This is a genomic window from Streptomyces noursei (assembly GCF_016917755.1).
Lineage (GTDB): Bacteria > Actinomycetota > Actinomycetes > Streptomycetales > Streptomycetaceae > Streptomyces > Streptomyces yunnanensis.
Map to the genome: position 1 here is coordinate 7262177 of NZ_CP070326.1, position 18967 is coordinate 7281143.

Consider the following 18967-nt stretch of genomic DNA (forward strand, 5'->3'; position numbering starts at 1 on the left):
GTCAGACGGGGTTCGGCGGCATCCGCACATCAGATGTCCCGGAAGATCTCGATCTGCGCGCCGATCGAGTTGAGGCGTTCCGCGAGGTCCTCGTAGCCGCGGTTGATGACGTAGACGTTGCGCAGCACCGAGGTGCCCTCGGCGGCCATCATCGCCAGCAGGACGACGACGGCGGGGCGCAGCGCCGGGGGGCACATCATTTCCGCGGAGCGCCAGCGGGTGGGGCCGTCGACCAGGACGCGGTGCGGGTCGAGCAGTTTGACCTGGGCGCCGAGCCGGGTGAGGTCGGTGAGGTAGATGGCGCGGTTGTCGTAGACCCAGTCGTGGATCAGGGTCTGGCCCTGGGCGGTGGCCGCGATGGCGGCGAAGAAGGGGACGTTGTCGATGTTCAGGCCCGGGAACGGCATCGGGTGGATCTTGTCCAGCGGGGCCTGGAGCTTGGAGGGGCGGACGGTCAGGTCGATGAGGCGGGTGCGGCCGTTGTCGGCGGGGTACTCGGCGCTGCGCTCGTGGTCCAGGCCCATCTCCTCCAGGACCGCCAGCTCGATCTCCAGGAACTCCACCGGGACCCGACGGATCGTCAGTTCCGACTCGGTGACGACCGCGGCGGCCAGCAGGCTCATCGCCTCGACCGGGTCCTCGGAGGGCGCGAAGTCCACATCGCGGTCGATCTTCGCCACGCCGTGGACGGTGAGGGTGGTGGTGCCGATGCCGTCGACCCGCACGCCCAGCTCCTCCAGGAAGAAGCACAGGTCCTGGACCATGTAGTTGGAGGAGGCGTTGCGGATGACCGTGACGCCGTCGTGCCGGGCGGCGGCGAGCAGCGCGTTCTCGGTGACGGTGTCGCCGCGCTCGGTCAGGACGATGGCGCGCTTGGGCGCGACGTCGCGGTCGACCTCGGCGAGGTAGGTGCCGTCGGTCGCGGTGATTTCCAGTCCGAAGTGCCGCAAGGCGGTCATGTGGGGCGTGACCGTGCGGGTGCCGAGGTCGCAGCCGCCCGCGTAGGGCAGCTTGAAGTGGTCCATCCGGTGCAGCAGCGGACCGAGGAACATGATGACGCTGCGGGTGCGGCGGGCCGCCTCCGTGTCCATGGCGTCCAGGTCGAGTTGGGCCGGCGGCACGATCTCCAGGTCGTTGCCGTCGTTGATCCAGCGGGTGCGGACGCCGATGCTGCCCAGCACCTCCAGGATCCGGTAGACCTCCTCAATGCGGGCCACCCGGCGCAGAGTTGTGCGGCCCGCGTTGAGCAGGGTCGCGCACAGCAGCGCGACGCAGGCGTTCTTGCTCGTCTTGACGTCGATGCTGCCGGACAGTCGGCGCCCGCCGACCACCCGCAGATGCATCGGTCCGGCGTATCCGAGCGAGACGATTTCGCTGTCCAGGGCTTCGCCGATGCGGGCGATCATCTCAAGGCTGATGTTCTGGTTGCCGCGCTCGATCCGATTGACCGCGCTCTGGCTGGTGCCGAGCGCCTCGGCGAGCTGCGTCTGTGTCCAGCCACGGTGCTGTCGGGCGTCACGGATGAGCCTGCCGATGCGTACGAGGTAGTCGTCTGCCATGGGGTGACCGTATCTCAGATATGAGATTGATGCGTTGTTGGTGAGTGCTCTCCAGATTGTTCTACTACTATGCGAACAACTGGAGGTTGTCATGAAGCGATCCACGCCGTTCGCCGGCCCCGTGAACACCCGCCCGCGGGGCTGGATAGCGGCCCTGCCGTTCATCCTCGTCACGCTGATCCTCGGCGCCTGTTACGCGTGCGTCGCCGGGCGGCTCCCCGAACGACTCGCCACCCACTTCGCCGCCGACGGCCGCCCCGACGGCTACTCCTCGCCCCAGGGCTTCCTCTCGGCGTGCCTGGCGGGCCTGCTCGTCCTCGGCGTCGGCCTCGGCCTGTTCGTCCGGCGGGGGCTGCCCGCGCGGGCCGGGCGCTGGATGGTCGCCATGGCCTACTTCACCGCCGTCTGCCTCGGTTGGGCGTCGGTGACGACCCTGCTCGGCAACGCCCGCGGCGGTGACCCCGTCGGGCTCCGGCTGCCCGCCTGGCAGGTGGCCGTGATGCTGGGGGCGGGCCTGGTCGCCGGGGCGCTGGGCTGGCTGCTGGCCGGCGCCGAACCGGAGGCATCCCGTCCGCAGGGTGGGACCGTCCGCCGTCTGGACCTGCCCGCCGGGACCCGGGCCGGTTGGTCCCGCACCGTCAGTTCGCCGCTGATGGCCCTCCTGGCCGCCGCGATGATGTGCGCCGGGGTCCTGCTCGGGATGTTCGCCGGCTGGGTGGGCGGCGCGGTGATGCTTCTCGGCGGCCTGACGGTTGCGGTCCACTGCTCCGTGCGGGTGACCGTCGACCGGCGCGGGCTGAGCCTCACCCCGACGCTGTTGCCGGTCCCGCTGCACCGCATCCCGCTCGCCAAGGTGGTGGAGGCGACCAGCCGCCGGATCGGGGCGCTCGCCGAGTACGGTGGCTGGGGGTACCGCATCCAGCCCGGCCGCAGCGGCCTGTTGCTCCGTTCGGGTGAGGGTATGGTGCTGCGGCTCACCAGCGGCCGGGAGTTCGTGGTGACGGTCGACGACTCCGCCACCGCCGCCGCGCTGCTCAACACCTACCTCGACCGCCACCGCTCGGGAGAAGGGAGCTGACGTGCTGTTCCGTGTCGACCCCGGCTCGTCCGTCCCGCTCGGCGACCAGATCGCCGCCTCGGTGCGCGGCGCGATCGCCGACGGCTCGGTGCGCGCCGGGGAACGCCTGCCCGCCGCCCGGGCGCTCGCCGCCTCCCTCGGCGTCAACGTCCACACCGTGCTGCGCGGTTACCAGCGGCTGAAGGAGGAGGGGCTGATCGAGCTCCGCCGTGGCCGCGGTGCGGTGGTCACCGGCGCCGCCTCGCCGGCCCGCGCCCGCCTCGGGGAAACCGCCGAGCGACTCATCTCCGAGGCCCGCGACCTGGGGCTGACCGACGACGAGATCGTGCGGGTGGTGCGGCTGGGGCTGGACGGCGGATGACCGCCGCCGGGCCCGGCGGCGCGCGGGGCAGTGGGGCGGGGACGGGTTACCCGGAGGCCGCTGCGGCGGCCGGGCAGAAGAGGACGGCGATGCGGGCGGCGACGGAGGCACACCGACCGGCACCGCCACCGTCCACCGCCGCCCTGCTCCGCGCCTTCCTGACGGGGCTTCAGGAGCGGGTGCCGCTGCGGGCGCTGTGGGCGCACGGCTCGCTGGCCGGCGGCGACTACCAGGAGGGCCGCAGCGACCTCGACCTGATCGCGGTCCTCGCCCGCCCCGCCACACCGCAGGAGGAGCGTCGCCTGGCGGAGCTCCACCGCCGTCTCGCCGCCACCGGCGGCCCACCGGCCCGCGCGCTGCACTGCGCCTATCCGGACGGCACCGCGCCGGACGACCCCGCACACCCCCATCTCGCCTGGGCCCACGACGAGTTGACGCACCGCCCCCTGACCCCGGTCACCCGCCGCGAACTCCACTCCTTCGGCCTGGTGCTGTACGGCGACGGCCCCGCCGCGCTCCTGCCCCCGGTGACCGACGCCCAGTTGGCCGCCTTCGTCCTCGCCGACCTGCGCGGGTTCTGGCGGCCCGCACTGGAGCACCCGGAATACTGGCTGCGCGACATCTGGGTGGACCTCGGGCTGCTGACCCTGGCCCGGGCGACGGTGACGCTGCGGAACGGCACCCTGATCAGCAAGGGCCAGGCCCTGCCCGTCCTGGCGGGCCTGGGCGCGCCGGCACAGGTCCTCGCCGACATCCGGCACCGGCGCTACGGCCCGCCGGCCACCTCGCCGGCGCCGGCCGCGGCCGGCACGGCCGGCGCGCCCGAAGCCCCCCGCGCGGACTGGCCGGCCCGGCGCGCCGAGCTCACCCGGGCCTTCCTCGGCCCGACCATCGACCGGACGCTGGCGGCGTACGGGAACGGCTGAGCCGTACCGGCAAACGGTGGCGCAAGGGAGCGCGGCACGGCGGAGAACCGTCTTCGACTCCGACTGAGCTCAACCCGAACGGAAGGAATCCCCGTGCCCGTCATACGCGTTCCCCGGCGGCCGACCGCGCCGCGGCTCATGGCCGTGACCGCCGTGGTCCTGCTCGGACTTGTCGGCTGGTACCTGTTCTCGGGCCGCGGCGCGGGGCTGCTGCCGCAGGACAGCTGGGGGCCGTGGCGGGAGAAGCGGGTGCACCACTGGTCGGTGTGGGTGCGGGTCAACTCCTGGAGCGACGCCGCCGAAGCGGACGGGCACTACGGCAAGGCGGACGGCTTCACACTGAAGGCCCACGGCACCTCGGCCACCACCGCGACCGTGACGGAAGACGTCCGGTTCACCCTGGCACCCGACGGCGAGCTCACTGTTGACGGGCCGCGCGCGAGCTGAGGCACGACGCGTCGACGCCGATGTCCGTGGCCGGCCCCGGCGACTCGACCGGCAGCCCCTCGGCGGCTGTCTCCTGGAGCCGGCGCGGCCGGAACGGCTGCGAGGGGATCCCGGCAGGGTTCGCCGGCAAGGAAGCCGAAGAGGCCGGGTGCACCGTCGGCGACTCGATTGGATGACAGCGGTCAGGGCGGCAGGGCATGACCAGGCAGCAGCGATGTATTAGAGTTATCTCGACATCGAGATATCTGCCGGGAGGCGTACCGCAGCCGGGTGAGTAAGGCGAGCCTAACTTAGGTTCACCTTAGCGGATCGGCGACGAACCTGTGACGGCAGGATTGCGGTGGTACGCGCGAAATCATTGAAGGAGACTGTCGTGTCGGCGAACAGCTTCGACGCCCGTAGCACGCTGCAGGTGGGCGACGAGTCGTACGAGATCTTCAGGCTGGACAAGGTGGAGGGCTCGGCCCGTCTGCCCTACAGCCTCAAGGTGCTGCTGGAGAACCTGCTTCGCACCGAGGACGGCGCCAACATCACCGCCGACCACATCCGGGCGCTCGGCACCTGGGACTCCCAGGCGCAGCCGAGCCAGGAGATCCAGTTCACGCCGGCCCGCGTGATCATGCAGGACTTCACCGGTGTGCCGTGCGTCGTGGACCTGGCGACCATGCGTGAGGCCGTGAAGGAGTTGGGCGGCGACCCGGCGAAGATCAACCCGCTGGCGCCGGCCGAGCTGGTCATCGACCACTCCGTCATCGCCGACAAGTTCGGCACCAAGGACGCGTTCGGCCAGAACGTGGAGCTGGAGTACGGCCGCAACAAGGAGCGCTACCAGTTCCTGCGCTGGGGCCAGACCGCCTTCGACGAGTTCAAGGTCGTCCCGCCCGGCACCGGCATCGTCCACCAGGTGAACATCGAGCACCTGGCCCGCACCGTCATGGTGCGAGGCGGCCAGGCGTACCCCGACACCCTCGTCGGCACCGACTCGCACACCACCATGGTCAACGGCCTGGGCGTGCTGGGCTGGGGCGTCGGTGGCATCGAGGCCGAGGCCGCGATGCTCGGCCAGCCGGTCTCCATGCTGATCCCGCGCGTCGTCGGCTTCAAGCTGACCGGCGAGCTGCAGGCCGGCACCACCGCCACCGACCTGGTCCTGACCATCACCGAGATGCTGCGCAAGCACGGTGTCGTCGGCAAGTTCGTGGAGTTCTACGGCGAGGGCGTGGCCGCCACCTCCCTGGCCAACCGCGCCACCATCGGCAACATGTCGCCGGAGTTCGGTTCCACCGCGGCGATCTTCCCGATCGACGACGAGACCCTGAACTACCTGAAGCTGACCGGCCGCAGCGAGCAGCAGGTCGCCCTCGTCGAGGCGTACGCCAAGGAGCAGGGCCTCTGGCTGGACCCGAAGGCCGAGCCGGACTTCTCCGAGAAGCTGGAGCTGGACCTGTCGACGGTCGTCCCGTCGATCGCCGGCCCGAAGCGCCCGCAGGACCGTATCGTCCTGGCGAACGCCGCCGAGCAGTTCAAGCTGGACGTCCGCAACTACGTGGACACCGCCGACGAGGCGGGCAAGGAGTCCTTCCCGGCCTCCGACGCCCCGGCCACCGCCAACGGCGTGCCGACCAACCCGGTCACCGTCACCGCTCCCGACGGCTCCACCTACGAGCTGGACCACGGCGCGGTCACCGTCGCGGCCATCACCTCCTGCACCAACACCTCGAACCCGTACGTCATGGTCGCCGCCGCGCTGGTGGCCAAGAAGGCGGTCGAGAAGGGCCTGACCCGCAAGCCGTGGGTCAAGACCACGCTCGCCCCGGGCTCCAAGGTCGTCACCGACTACTTCGACAAGGCGGGCCTGACCCCGTACCTCGACAAGGTCGGCTTCAACCTCGTCGGCTACGGCTGCACCACCTGCATCGGCAACTCCGGCCCGCTGCCGGAGGAGGTCTCCAAGGCCGTCAACGACCACGACCTGGCCGTGACCTCGGTGCTCTCCGGCAACCGCAACTTCGAGGGCCGGATCAACCCCGACGTCAAGATGAACTACCTGGCGTCCCCGCCGCTGGTCGTCGCCTACGCCCTCGCCGGCTCCATGAAGGTGGACATCACCAAGGAGGCCCTGGGCGCCGACCAGAACGGCAACCCGGTCTACCTCAAGGACATCTGGCCGACCGAGGCCGAGGTCAACGACGTGGTCGCGAACGCGATCGGCGAGGACATGTTCAACAAGTCCTACGCCGACGTCTTCGCGGGCGACGCCCAGTGGCAGGCGCTGCCGATCCCGACCGGCAACACCTTCGAGTGGGACGCGGAGTCCACCTACGTCCGCAAGCCCCCGTACTTCGAGGGCATGGCGATGGAGCCGGCCCCGGTCACCGACATCGCCGGCGCCCGCGTCCTCGCCAAGCTGGGCGACTCGGTCACCACCGACCACATCTCCCCGGCCGGTGCCATCAAGGCCGACACCCCGGCCGGCCAGTACCTCACGGAGCACGGCGTCGAGCGCCGCGACTTCAACAGCTACGGCTCCCGCCGCGGCAACCACGAGGTCATGATCCGCGGTACGTTCGCCAACATCCGCCTGCGCAACCAGATCGCGCCGGGCACCGAGGGCGGCTACACCCGCGACTTCACCGTCGAGGGTGCCCCGGTCTCCTTCATCTACGACGCCTCGCGCAACTACATCGACCAGGGCATCCCGCTGGTCGTGCTCGCGGGCAAGGAGTACGGCTCCGGCTCGTCCCGCGACTGGGCGGCCAAGGGCACCGCGCTGCTCGGCGTCAAGGCCGTCATCGCCGAGTCCTACGAGCGCATCCACCGCTCGAACCTGATCGGCATGGGCGTGCTGCCGCTGCAGTTCCCCGAGGGCGCCTCGGCGCAGTCCCTCGGCCTGACCGGCGAGGAGACCTTCTCCTTCGCCGGCGTCGAGGAGCTCAACAACGGCACCACCCCGCGCACGGTGAAGGTCACCACCGACACCGGTGTCGAGTTCGACGCGGTCGTCCGCATCGACACCCCCGGTGAGGCGGACTACTACCGCAACGGCGGCATCATGCAGTACGTGCTGCGGAGCCTCATTCGTAAGTAAGCACAGCCGCACGTAGGCGGTACGGCACAGCAGACGAGGGCCGCACTCCCCGGAAGGGGGGTGCGGCCCTCGCGTTGCACGCCGTCGGCGGTGCGGTCGGCGGGGCCGGCCGGTCCCGCCGCACCGGTCAGGAGAACAGCTTGGTGTAGATGTTCCAGCCGGTGCCGATCTGGACGCGCGCCTGGTACGGGCTGGCGGCGTTGCCGGTGCCGTAGTAGGCGAAGAGGCGGCCGGAACCGTCGCGCGCGATGAAGTCGGTCTTGCCGTCGAGGTTCACGTCGCCGGAGGAGAGCAGGGCGTTGTAGCCGCCCCAGCCGGTGCCGATCTTCTGGCGGGCCGCGAACGGCGCGCTCGCGCTGCCGGTGCCCCTGTACAGGTACAGGTCGCCGGTGGCCTTCTCGCGGGCGATCAGGTCGGGCTTGCCGTCACCGGTCAGGTCGCCCTTGCCGGCGATCTGGTCGTAGATCTGCCAGCCGGCGCCGACCTTGGTGCGCGCGGTGACCTTGCCGTCGGGGTAGCCGAGGTACAGCCACAGCACGCCGCTGCGGTCGCGGGCGATGATGTCGTACTCCTTGGCGCCGCCCAGGTTGCCCGGGGAGAGCACCTTGTCGTAGGTGTTCCAGCCGCCGCCGATCCGGACGCTGTCCGGGGTGGCGTCGTTGCTGAAGTACAGGTCGCCGCCGGGCTCCCAGAGCCAGACGCCGTCGCCGATGCCGTCGGCGTCGTTGTCCACCGCCTGCTGGTTGGCGCGGACGTCGCCGAGGTCGTCGACCTTCTGGCGCGCCGTGTACTTGCCGGAGCCGTCGACGTCGTAGACGTAGGTGGCGCCGGTGGACTCCACACCGAAGAGGGTGAAGATCGGGTTGGCCGCGTTCCCGGTCGAGCTGGCGCCGCTGGTGATCGCCTTCGGGGCGCTGGTGGACGCCTGCGGGGTGCCCTGCACGGCGTTCTGGGCCGCCGAGCCGGGGTTGTCCGCCGCGAAGGAGGTGCCGGCAGCGGTGCCGGCGAGCGCGACGGCGATGGCCGCGGTGGCGAGACGGGACAGAGCACGTCCGCGCCTGCGGCCGGAGAGTATTGCCACGTAGTTCTCCGTGGTGGGGATCGATGGGATCCGGTACGACGACGGCGCGCCCCCGTGGGGGCGCGCCGAAGGTGTCCGGAGCTCAGGATCTTGTCACGGCTTCTTCACCTGTCAACTACTTCGGCGGCAGGCGCGGAAGCTCCCGTTCCGGCCGTACAACCTTTTCCCGGGCGACAATTCGGCAGTGGTGGAAGGAACCCCGCGAAACGCGTGAGAAGACGCGCGTCCGACACCCCCCGGCGCGGCAGGCCCCGGTCCGTCTGTCCGACTCCGCCCCTGTTGTTCCGCCCTGTGATCCTTCCGACACGTGCCGTCCGGGGGCCGTCCCGCGCCCGTCAGGGCCGCGCCGCCCCGACTCGGGCGCCTCCCCCCAGCAGTTCCGTCTCGGCGAGGGTGGCCGGGTGGGGCAGGGTGAGGCGGTAGTGGCGGTGGGTGCTGGGGGTGGGCAGGGCGAAGGGGCGGGTCTGGTGGTCCCAGGTGAAGCGCTGGCCGCTGCGGTGGTCCAGGGCGACCCAGTGCTCTCCGTCGTCGGAGCCCTCCAGGAGCCATTCCCCGGGCGCCTTCGCGGCGGTGGCGGAGGTGAGGGTGTACGAGGAGACGGTGGCGCCGGCGGGGACGGTGAAGGTCGCGCGGGAGACCGTGGCGGCGGTGTCGGACGTGTCGTCGGTCAGCGGGCCGCCGTCCGGGACGGTCAGATCGGTGGGCGGCGCGGGCACCTTGTCGTCCTCGGTGATCGAGGTGGGCGCGGCGTCCGGACCGGTGGCCCAACGGGAGGGGCGGGGGCCCATGGCGAAGTCCAGGGTCCCGCCGCGGGCGAGCAGCGCGTGCGGCAGGGCGGTGGAGTTCCACGGCTTCCCGTTCACCCGGAGGCCCTGCACATAGACGTTCCGGGCGCTGTTGCGGGGCGCGTTGACGACCAGGTCCCGGCCGTTCTCCAGATGGATCGTGGCCTTGGTGAACAGCGGTGAGCCCACCGCGTACTCGCCCTGTCCCATCACCAGCGGGTAGAAGCCCAGGGCGCTGAAGACATACCACGCGGACATCTCGCCGTTGTCCTCGTCGCCGGGGTACCCCTGGCCGATCTCGCTGCCGAGGTAGAGCCGGGAGAGCACCTCGCGGACCTTCTCCTGCGTCTTGTACGGCTGCCCGGCCGCGTCGTAGAGGTAGGCGATGTGGTGGGAGGGCTGGTTGCTGTGCCCGTACATCCCCATCCGCACGTCGCGGGCCTCGGTCATCTCGTGGATGACGTCGCCGTAGGAGCCGGCGAACCGCTTCGCGGCGGTCTCCGGGGTGCTGAAGTAGGCGTCAAGCTTCTTCGCCAGGCCGGCCCGGCCGCCGTAGAGGTTGGCCAGTCCGCGGGTGTCCTGCGGGGCGGCGAAGGCGAAGGTCCAGGCGTTGGTCTCGGTGTAGTCGTAGCCCCAGACGCGGGGGTCGAAGCGGTCCGGCGGCAGCCGCCAGCCGCCCCGGGCGTCCTTCCCCTGGAAGAAGCCGGTGCGGTCGTCGAAGAGGCGCACGTAGTTCCGGGCCCGGCCCAGGAAGTACGCCGACTCCTCCTTGTAGCGGGGGTTGTGGGTCTTGGCGTAGAGGGCCTGTCCCATCCGGGCGATGCCGAAGTCGTTGAGGTAGCCCTCCAGCGCCCAGGACGCGCCTTCGCGGGTGTCGGTGCTGGTGTAGCCGAGGAACGGGGCGGTCGCCATGCCCTTCCGGCCGACGCCGGCGGCCGGCGGGGCGACCGTGGCGTTCTTCACCGCCGCGTCGTAGGCCGCCTCGGCGTCGAACCGCACGCCCTTGACGTAGGCGTCGGCGAACGCGACGTCCGAACTGGTCCCGGTCATCAGGTCCGCGTAACCGGGCGAGGACCAGCGGGAGATCCAGCCGCCGTCCTTGTACTGCTGGACGAACCCGTCCACCATCTTGCCGGCCCGGCCGGGGCTGAGCAGCGCGTAGGCCGGCCAGGTCGTGCGATAGGTGTCCCAGAAGCCGTTGTTGACGTACACCGCACCATCGACGATCTTCGCGCCGGTGCGCGTGGGGGTGTCCGGGCCGACCGGCGGGGAGAACGGGCTGGCGTAGCGGACCCGCGAACCGACCTGCTCGGAGCCGGAGTTGGGGTAGAGGTAGAGCCGGTAGAGGCTGGAGTAGAGGGTGGTCAGCTGGTCGCGGGTGGCGCCCTCGACCTCGACGCGGCCCAGCAGCGCGTCCCACTGCGCACGGGCGCGGTCCCGGACGGTGGCGAAGGAGGTGCCGTCGGGGATCTCCCGGGCGAGGTTGGCCTTCGCCTGCTCGACGCCGATCAGCGAGGTGGCCAGCCGCAGCGTCACCGTGCGGTCGGCGCCCGGTCGCAGCCGCAGATAGCCGGTGACGCCCCTGCCCCCGCCCCCCGGTAGCGGTCCGCTCGCGGTGACCGGTGCGTCCACCACGCCGTAGACGAACAGCCGGGTGGCGCCGACCGAGAGGCCGCTGCGGACGTCGGAGTAGCCGGAGACGACGCCGTGCGCGGAGTCCAGGGTCAGACCGCCCTTGTCGCTGACGTTGTCGAAGATCAGGTTGGCGTCGGCGCCGGGGAAGGTGAACCGCATCGCCGCGGCGTGGTCGGTCGGCGCGATCTCGGTGCGCAGGCCGTTGTCGAAGGTCACCGCGTACTGGTACGGCCGCGCGGTCTCCCGCTCGTGGTGGAAGGGCAGCGCGCGCCCGGTGCGCGAGGCGTCCGGGGCGCCGGCCGCGAGGGACGGCATGACCTGGAAGGTCTGCCGGTCGCCCATCCAGGGGCTCGGCTCGTGACTGGCGCCGAACGCCTGGAGGGTGGGGAGGTTGTCGGCGTTGTTCTTCCGCGCGTACTCGTAGAGCCAGTCGGTGGAGCCGGCGTTGGTCACCGGGGTCCAGAAGGTGAAGCCGCCCGGCACTGCGGTCGCGGGGAAGGTGTTGCCGCGCGAGAAGCCGCCGCTGGAGAGGGTGCCGCGGGTGGTGACCGCGTAGTCGGAGGGGTGGCCGAGCGGCTTCTCCGGGGCCTTGGGGGCGATGACGAGGTCGTCGAGCCAGCCGCGGAAGGCGGGCGCGGTGCGCGGGGCCCGCGGCGCGTCGTAGCCGAGCAGGACGCGGGCGATGGTCTTCCCGGCGGCGACGGCGCCGATCCGCGACTCCCGGTTGTTCCACTGGTTGACGTAGAGCGTCTTGGCGGCGGCCTGGCCCTGGGGGGTCAGCGGGGTCCCGTACTGGTCGGTCGCGGCCAGCTCGCTCAGGTACGTGCCGTCGGTGAAGGCCAGATCGACCGCGACGTGGGTGGCGGGGTAGTCGAGATCGGTCTCCGTCAGCTCCGGGAAGAGCTTGTACGAGAGCGTGGTGGCGGGGGTGACGGGGATCTGCACCGCGAACAGCTTGTTGTACGAGTAGGCCCGGCCGGCGGCGGTGTGGGTGCCGGCGTAGCGCAGGGCGTGGCCGCCGGTGAATCCGGCGTGCGCCTTGGCGGTGGGGGAGTCGGCGGGGCCGGTGCCGGGGGCGGTGTCCATACCGGGCCCGCTGTGAGGGGGCGCAGCGTCAGCTGCTGCGGGGGAGGGGGCGACGCCGGAGGTCTTCGGCCGGCCGTCCGGGCCGGTCTCGACGGCGTCGGTCCAGTCCGGGGCCGGCTGGCCGGGTTCGAAGGAGGAGCGGAACTCGGCCGCGGTGCCCGGCGGTTGAGGCCGGGGCGGGGCTGCCTGGGCCGCGCCGGTTGCGCCCGGGGCGGAGACGACGAGCAGGGCGGCCGCCACGAGGGCGGCGGGACGGGCGATCGTCCGCAGTGGACCGTGCCGGTGTCTGTGCTGCCGGTGTCTGTGCCGCACGCGAGCCCTCTCAACGGGATTGACATCGTTGTCAGTTGCGTAGTGCAGGAGATAAGTAAGGTGCCCGGTGGCATGGGTGTCAAGGGTGCGCCGGGGCGGCGCCGGCCGTGTCGCGAAGTCCGGTGCGCGCACCGGCTCCGGCCGCCGCCCGGTACGGGCGCCGGCCCCACGGGAAGCGCCGACGTCGCACCTCGGCCGAGCGTCGCCGGTCGCGCGCTCCCGGCCGCGCCCCCGAGGAGGGCTGCCGAAGGCGCATACCGGGGAGGTCTCAACTAGGGAAAGACTCCCGACCAACCCGGTATCCGATCTTGCCCGTTCGGCCGGAAGTGGACTATACCTATCGGCGTCCGAAACCGGCCGTACGACCGCCAGGCCGGAATCCGGGGGGAAAGCGGGGACGGACGACATCCCCCGCACATCCCTAGCTCGCCCGGTGCACATCCCGTACAACTCAGCTTCATCTGACCCGCGGTGCCGGGGTGGCTCCGGTGCACCGCCTGAGTCCTGAAGAAGGCGAGGACTTGAGCATGGGATCCACCTCAGAAGTAGGCCGTCGCGATCTGGTCAAGCGGGCCGCGGCCCTGGGAATTCTCGCGGTACCGGCCGTGGGCACCCTGACCTCCTGCGCCACCGGGGGCGGCGGCGGCTCGGACGACGGCCTCAAGAACAAGGGCACGACCTCCGCCAAGAATCCGCTCGGCGTGAAGAACGGCGCCCCGCTGGAGGCATTCATCTTCAAGGGCGGTCTGGGCGACCAGTACGCCAAGGACGCCGAGGCCGACTACAACAGGACCTACGGCGTCACGGTCAAGCACACCGGCACCCAGCAGATCGGCCCCAAACTCCAGCCGCGCTTCGCCGGCGGCAATCCGCCCGACCTGATCGACAACTCCGGCGCCGACCACCTGGATATGAACAAGCTGTCCGCGCAGGGGCAGTTGCAGGACCTCACCGCGCTGCTCGACGCCCCGTCACTGGACGACCCGAAGAAGAAGGTCCGGGACACGCTCTACCCGAGCACCGTCGAAAAGGGCAAGCACAAGGACGCCTTCGACGTCTTCTACTACGCCTTCACGGTGTACGGCACCTGGTATTCCCAAAAGCTGCTGAAGGAGAAGGGCTGGGCCTATCCCACCTCCTTCGACGACATGATCAAGCTCTGTGCCGAGATCAAGAAGGCCGGCATCGCCCCCTGGACGTATCCGGGGAAGTACCCGTACTACGTCCACTTCAACTTGTTCGCGCAGATCGCCAAGATCGGCGGCCTGGACAAGTGGATCGCCATCGACAACCTGGAGCCGGGCGCCTGGACCTCCAACGACGCCGTCAAGCAGGTCGTCGGGCACTACGAGGAACTGGCCGCCAAGGGCTACTTCCTGGAGGGCAGTCAGGGCCTGACGCACATCCAGTCGCAGACCGCCTGGACCCGCGGCAAGGCCGCCTTCATCCCCAACGGCTCCTGGGTGGAGAACGAGGCCGCGCCCACCACCCCGGCCGACTTCGACATGGCCGTCGGCGCGCTCTTCGACGGCGGCAGCGGTGACAAGATGCCGCACGGCACCCTGCGCGCCGAACCCAGCGAGCCGTTCATCGTCGCCAAGGGCGGCAAGAACCCGCTCGGCGGAATGGAACTGCTGCGGATCCTGGTCTCCAAGAAGCACGCGCAGAATTTCGCCACCAAGGTCAAGTCGCTCACCGCCGTCCAGGGCGCCACCGACGGAATGCAGCTCTCGCCCGGCCTGGCGTCCGCCGCCAAGGCCGTCAAGGAGGGCGGCAAGAACCTCCTGATGATCCAACTCCAGGAGTGGTACCCGAAGCTGACCGACGAAAAGCTCGGCGGTCTCACCAGCCAGCTGCTCACCGGTGAGCTCAAGGCGGCCGACTGGATCAAGAAGGCGCAGCAATACGCGGACGAGGTCGCCAAGGACAGTTCGGTCACCAAGTTCCACCGCGCTTCCTGACCGCGTTTCCCGACCGGGCCTCGTGACCGGGAATCCGTCCACGTACCACCGCTGACCAGGGAGGGCCGGGGAGCTCATGCGACACGGCAAGTACCGATTCATCGTGGGGTTCCTGGCCCTGCCTCTGCTCATCTACGGGATCTTCGTGATCTCGCCGTTCGTCCAGGCGTTCCAGATTTCCACCACGGAATGGAGCGGACTGCGCGGCACCGCCAAGAGCGTCGGGCTGGCCAACTACGGCAAACTCCTGCACAGCGATGAGTTCTGGAATGCGCTCAAACACAACGTCGTCATGCTGGTGTTGGTGCCGATCGCCACACTGGCGCTGGGACTGTTCTTCGCGTTCATGCTGAACGTCGGCGGCCGGGCCCGCCGCGGCGCGGTCATCACCGGCGTCCGCGGCGCGACGTTCTACAAATTCGTCTACTTCTTCCCGCAGGTCATCTCGATCACCATCATCTCGGTGATCTGGTTCAACATCTACAATCCGGATCCGCACGACGGCATGCTCAACTCGCTGCTGGGCGTGGTCGGTCTGGATTCCTTCCAGAGCGCCTGGTTGGGGGAGGGGAGCCTGGCGCTGGCCTGCATCATGCTGGTGATGGTCTGGGCCAACGTCGGCTTCTATGTCGTGCTGTTCTCCGCCGCCATGGCCTCCATTCCCCGGGAGATCTACGAGGCCGCGCTGCTGGACGGCGCCGGCCGCTCGCAGACCTTCTTCCGGATCACCCTGCCGCTGCTGTGGGACACCGTGCAGACGGGCTGGGTCTACATGGGCATCATCGCGATGGACGCGTTCGCGCTGGTGCAGATCATGTCGGTCAACATGGGCGGTCCGGACGGCGCGACCGACGTCGTCCCGCTCCGCCTCTACCTGACCGCCTTCCGCGACAGTCAGTTCGGCTACGCGGCGGCGATGGGCGTCGCGATGCTCGTCGTCACGCTGCTGTTCGCCGTCCTCACGATGCGCTTCGCGCGCCGTGAGCGGATCGAGTACTAGGGGCAGGGCGCATGACGACGACAGAGACCACCGAGGCGCGACCGCGCCGGGCCACCGCGGCACGGCCGCGCCGGACCTCCGAGGGCGGCACGCTCAACGTCTTCTCGCACGGCATGCTCGTCGTGTGGGCGCTGATGGTGGGCATGCCGCTGCTGTGGGTGCTGTGGAGCTCGTTCAAGAGCAGCGGCGACATCCTCACCACCCCCTGGTCCCTCCCGGGCAAGCTCCACTTCGAGAACTGGATCAACGCCTGGGAGAAGGCCAACATCGGCAAGATGTTCCTCAACACCCTCATCGTGGTGGGCGGTTCGCTCACCGGGACGATGGTGCTGGGCTCCATGGCGGGCTACGTCCTGGCCCGCTTCGAGTTCCCCGGCAACCGCCTCATCTACTACCTCTTCGTCGCCGGCATGTCCTTCCCGGTCTTCATGCTGGTGATCCCGCTGTTCTTCGTGCTGCGGGACTTCCCCGGCCTGCCGCTGCTGGCGACGTACCAGGGGCTGATCGCCGTCTACATCGCCTACTCGCTGCCGTTCACCGTCTTCTTCATGACGGCGTTCTTCCGCACCCTGCCGACCTCGGTGGCGGAGGCGGCGATGATCGACGGTGCCTCGCACGCCCGGACGTTCTTCCAGGTCATGCTGCCGATGGCCAAGCCCGGCCTGATCAGCGTCGGGATCTTCAACTTCCTGGGGCAGTGGAACCAGTACCTGCTGCCGATGGTCCTCAACCAGGACGAGGACAAGTACGTGCTCACCCAGGGCCTGGCCAACCTCGCGCTCCAGCAGGGCTACCAGGGCGACTGGGGCGGTCTGATGGCCGGCATGATGATCGCGATGCTGCCGGTGCTGCTCGTCTACATCATCTTCCAGCGGCAGGTGCAGGCCGGACTGACGGCCGGCGCGCTCAAGTAGCGCCCGCCGCGTGGCGAAGGGCGGTCCCGCACCGGGCGGGGCCGCCCTTCCCGTATGTCCGGCCGCCCCGATGCTGCTCGGGCTCAACGCCTTGACGAGACTTCCCCGCTGGAGTTCTGCTTAGAGTTCACATGTTGAAATCGGTTGCCGTCCCCCGATGACGTGGGTGCGGCCGGCGGGCAGTCGTCGCACTGTCCGCCCCAGGCGGGAGTGGATGAGTCGATGGAGACTCCGGGGTCGCAGTCCTCGCTGCACCGGGCCAATCTGGAGCGGGTCGTCCGAGCGGTGCGCATGGCGGGCTCGCTCACCCAGGCGGAGATCGCCCGGAGCACGGGGCTGTCCGCGGCCACCGTCTCGAACATCGTTCGTGAGTTGAAGGGCGGCGGGACGGTCGAGGTGACGCCCACCTCCGCGGGCGGCCGACGGGCGCGCAGCGTCTCGCTCTCCGGCGACGCCGGCATCGTCGTGGGCGTCGACTTCGGCCACTCCCACCTGCGGGTGGCGGTCGGCAACCTCGCCCACGAGGTGCTCGCCGAGGAGGCCGAGCCGATCGACGTGGACGCCTCCGCGGCCGAGGGCTTCGACCGGGCCGAGCAGCTGGTCAGTCGGCTGATCGCGCGCACCGGGGTCAGCACCGACAAGATCATCGGCGTCGGGCTGGGCGTCCCCGGTCCGATCGACGTGGAGTCCGGCACCCTGGGCTCCACCGCGATCCTGCCGGGCTGGTCCGGGACCAACCCGGGCGAGGAGCTGTCCGGGCGGCTCGGCGTCCCCGTCTACGTCGACAACGACGCCAACCTCGGCGCGCTGGGCGAGCTGGTGTGGGGCGGCGGCCGCGGCGCGGCGGACCTGGCGTACATCAAGGTGGCCAGCGGCGTCGGTGCCGGCCTGGTGATCAGCGGGCAGATCTACCGCGGCCCGGGCGGCACGGCGGGCGAGATCGGGCACATCACCCTGGACGAGTCCGGCCCGGTCTGCCGCTGCGGCAACCGCGGCTGCCTGGAGACCTTCACCGCCGCCCGCTACGTCCTCCCGCTGCTCCAGCCGAGCCACGGCCCCGATCTGACCATGCCGCGCGTGGTCCAGCTGGCCCGCGAGGGCGACCCGGGCTGCCGCCGGGTCATCGCGGACGTGGGACGCCATATCGGTAGCGGTGTGGCGAATCTGTGCAATCTGCTCAATCCCAGTCGGGTGGTGCTCGGCGGCGACCTCGCCGAGGCCGGCGAGCTGGTGCTCGGCCCGATCCGGGAGTCGGTGTCGCGGTACGCGATCCCCAGCGCCGCACGGCAGTTGGGCATCGTGCCGGGCACCCTCGGGGGTCGCGCCGAGGTGCTGGGCGCGCTCGCCCTGGTGCTGAGCGAGATGGGCGATTCGACCCTGCTCGACGGGGCGCGCGGCGCGGACGCGGCAGCCATAGCGTGAACGGCTTACGTTCACACACCTAACGCATGGCACCGTTGTCATCTCGTTAAGGATTTACTCCTTGACGGTCGGCTGGCGGCCGAGTTGACTTCCAGCCACCTCGGCCGCAACGACGCGGCCACGTCAGGGAGGCACCCCCAATGAATGTGCTCAATGTGTGGACGCGTCGCGTCGTCATAGGCACCGCAGCGGTTTCGATGGCGCTCTCCGTGGCCGCCTGCGGCAAGGCCGGCGACGGCGCCAAGGGCGGCGGCGACGGCAAGACCATCGGTCTGCTGCTGCCGGAGAACAAGACCACCCGCTACGAGACCTTCGACCGCCCGCTGATCACCAAGAAGATCCAGGCGCTCTGCCCGGACTGCAAGGTCAAGTACAACAACGCCGACCAGGACACCCAGACCCAGAAGAAGCAGTTCGACGCCCTGATCACGCAGGGCGTCAAGGTGATCGTCCTGGACCCGGTCGACTACAAGGCCACCAAGTCCTGGGTGGACCAGGCCGCCAAGCAGGGCGTCAAGGTCGTCGCCTACGACCGCCTGGCCGAGGGCCAGATCTCCGCCTACGTCTCCTACGACAACGAGAAGATCGGCCGCCTCCAGGGCGAGGCACTGGTCAAGGCGCTCGGCGACCAGGCCAAGGACAGCAATGTCGTCATGATCAACGGCTCGCCGACCGACCCCAACGCGCCGTTCTTCAAGCGGGGCGCCCACAGCGTCCTCGACAAGCAGGTCAAGAAGGTCGTCTACGAGCAGGACATCCCGGACTGGTCGTCGGACGAGGCCAACAAGAAGATGAACGCGGCCATCGACTCGCTCGGCAAGGACGGCATCCAGGCCGTCTACTCCGCCAACGACGGCATGGCCGGCGGCATCATCACGGCCCTCAAGCAGCGGGGCATGACCGTCCCGGTCGGCGGCCAGGACTCCGAGCTCGCGGGACTCCAGCGGGTCCTCAAGGGCGAGCAGGCGTTCACCATCTACAAGCAGATCCAGCCGCAGGCCGACACCACCGCCGAGATCGCGGTCAAGCTGCTCAAGGGCGAGAAGGCCGACTCCCTGACGCCCACCAAGGTGGACAGCCTCAGCGGCGAGGTCAAGGGCATCCCCGCCAAGCTCTACGACGCCCAGGTCGTGACCAAGGACAACATCAAGGACACGATCCTGAAGGACAAGGTCTACCAGGCGAGCCAGATCTGCACCGCCGACGTCAAGGCGGCGTGCGAGGCGGCGGGCATCAAGTAAGGCGGGCGGCGGGCCCGGTCCGGCCCGCTTCCGTCCCCTCCCCGCCCCCGGCCCGGTGGCCGTCCGGTCGC

At 70.1% G+C, this 18967-nt stretch carries 13 protein-coding genes; 10 read left to right on the forward strand and 3 right to left on the reverse strand.

All coding sequences use genetic code 11. The features are described 5' to 3' along the window. Window positions 1-29: 29 nt before the first annotated feature. Window positions 30-1559, reverse strand: coding sequence for a helix-turn-helix domain-containing protein (locus JNO44_RS31725; RefSeq protein WP_039631918.1), 1530 nt, complete (start codon window positions 1557-1559; stop codon window positions 30-32). 91 nt (window positions 1560-1650) lie between these two features. On the opposite strand from JNO44_RS31725, the gene JNO44_RS31730 reads away from it, so the two are divergent. The 5 genes from JNO44_RS31730 to acnA all read left to right on the forward strand — a co-directional run bounded on the left by JNO44_RS31730 (window position 1651) and on the right by acnA (window position 7459). After that, window positions 1651-2637 carry a DUF1648 domain-containing protein gene (locus JNO44_RS31730; protein WP_205367232.1) on the forward strand — a complete coding sequence of 329 codons (987 nt, stop codon included), beginning with the start codon at window positions 1651-1653 and terminating at the stop codon, window positions 2635-2637. Between the two features lies 1 nt (window position 2638). Beyond that, on the forward strand, window positions 2639-2998 hold the full coding sequence (locus JNO44_RS31735; protein ID WP_205367234.1) for a GntR family transcriptional regulator: 360 nt from the start codon (window positions 2639-2641) through the stop codon (window positions 2996-2998). Between the two features lie 89 nt (window positions 2999-3087). Next, window positions 3088-3924, forward strand: a complete 837-nt coding sequence (locus tag JNO44_RS31740) for a nucleotidyltransferase domain-containing protein (protein WP_205370868.1) — start codon at window positions 3088-3090, stop codon at window positions 3922-3924. A gap of 93 nt (window positions 3925-4017) precedes the next feature. After that, a complete protein-coding gene (locus JNO44_RS31745) occupies window positions 4018-4371 on the forward strand; it encodes a hypothetical protein (protein WP_205367236.1) in 354 nt (117 codons plus the stop codon). Between the two features lie 373 nt (window positions 4372-4744). After that, window positions 4745-7459 (forward strand): aconitate hydratase AcnA, encoded by a 2715-nt coding sequence (gene acnA / locus JNO44_RS31750; protein WP_205367239.1) that lies wholly within the window; start codon window positions 4745-4747, stop codon window positions 7457-7459. Window positions 7460-7586: 127 nt separating this feature from the next. On the opposite strand, the gene JNO44_RS31755 is transcribed toward acnA, so the two are convergent. Beyond that, a complete protein-coding gene (locus tag JNO44_RS31755) occupies window positions 7587-8540 on the reverse strand; it encodes an FG-GAP repeat domain-containing protein (protein ID WP_205367242.1) in 954 nt (317 codons plus the stop codon). A 335-nt stretch (window positions 8541-8875) separates the two neighbouring features. Continuing rightward, entirely contained in the window at window positions 8876-12358 is a 3483-nt protein-coding gene (locus JNO44_RS31760) for a GH92 family glycosyl hydrolase (protein ID WP_205367243.1), read from the reverse strand. 527 nt (window positions 12359-12885) lie between these two features. On the opposite strand from JNO44_RS31760, the gene ngcE reads away from it, so the two are divergent. The 5 genes from ngcE to JNO44_RS31785 all read left to right on the forward strand — a co-directional run bounded on the left by ngcE (window position 12886) and on the right by JNO44_RS31785 (window position 18896). Further along, on the forward strand, window positions 12886-14319 hold the full coding sequence (gene ngcE, locus JNO44_RS31765; protein WP_205367245.1) for an N-acetylglucosamine/diacetylchitobiose ABC transporter substrate-binding protein: 1434 nt from the start codon (window positions 12886-12888) through the stop codon (window positions 14317-14319). 76 nt (window positions 14320-14395) lie between these two features. Continuing rightward, window positions 14396-15319, forward strand: a complete 924-nt coding sequence (locus JNO44_RS31770; protein ID WP_039631905.1) for a carbohydrate ABC transporter permease — start codon at window positions 14396-14398, stop codon at window positions 15317-15319. A gap of 11 nt (window positions 15320-15330) precedes the next feature. Continuing rightward, window positions 15331-16233, forward strand: coding sequence for a carbohydrate ABC transporter permease (locus tag JNO44_RS31775; RefSeq protein WP_205367247.1), 903 nt, complete (start codon window positions 15331-15333; stop codon window positions 16231-16233). Between the two features lie 222 nt (window positions 16234-16455). Then, a complete protein-coding gene (locus JNO44_RS31780) occupies window positions 16456-17655 on the forward strand; it encodes an ROK family transcriptional regulator (protein ID WP_205367249.1) in 1200 nt (399 codons plus the stop codon). A gap of 197 nt (window positions 17656-17852) precedes the next feature. Next, window positions 17853-18896, forward strand: coding sequence for a sugar ABC transporter substrate-binding protein (locus JNO44_RS31785; RefSeq protein WP_205370870.1), 1044 nt, complete (start codon window positions 17853-17855; stop codon window positions 18894-18896). The last annotated feature ends 71 nt before the right edge of the window (window positions 18897-18967 follow it).

What these genes read in the sequence shown, in the direction of transcription:
- JNO44_RS31780 (WP_205367249.1), top strand. Translation starts at nt 16,456, where the DNA reads ATGGAGACTCCGGGGTCGCAGTCCTCGCTGCACCGGGCCAATCTGGAG.
- JNO44_RS31785 (WP_205370870.1), top strand. Translation starts at nt 17,853, where the DNA reads ATGGCGCTCTCCGTGGCCGCCTGCGGCAAGGCCGGCGACGGCGCCAAG.
- JNO44_RS31740 (WP_205370868.1), top strand. Translation starts at nt 3,088, where the DNA reads ATGCGGGCGGCGACGGAGGCACACCGACCGGCACCGCCACCGTCCACC.
- JNO44_RS31775 (WP_205367247.1), top strand. Translation starts at nt 15,331, where the DNA reads ATGACGACGACAGAGACCACCGAGGCGCGACCGCGCCGGGCCACCGCG.
- JNO44_RS31770 (WP_039631905.1), top strand. Translation starts at nt 14,396, where the DNA reads ATGCGACACGGCAAGTACCGATTCATCGTGGGGTTCCTGGCCCTGCCT.
- JNO44_RS31730 (WP_205367232.1), top strand. Translation starts at nt 1,651, where the DNA reads ATGAAGCGATCCACGCCGTTCGCCGGCCCCGTGAACACCCGCCCGCGG.
- ngcE (WP_205367245.1), top strand. Translation starts at nt 12,886, where the DNA reads ATGGGATCCACCTCAGAAGTAGGCCGTCGCGATCTGGTCAAGCGGGCC.
- JNO44_RS31725 (WP_039631918.1), bottom strand. Translation starts at nt 1,559, where the DNA reads ATGGCAGACGACTACCTCGTACGCATCGGCAGGCTCATCCGTGACGCC.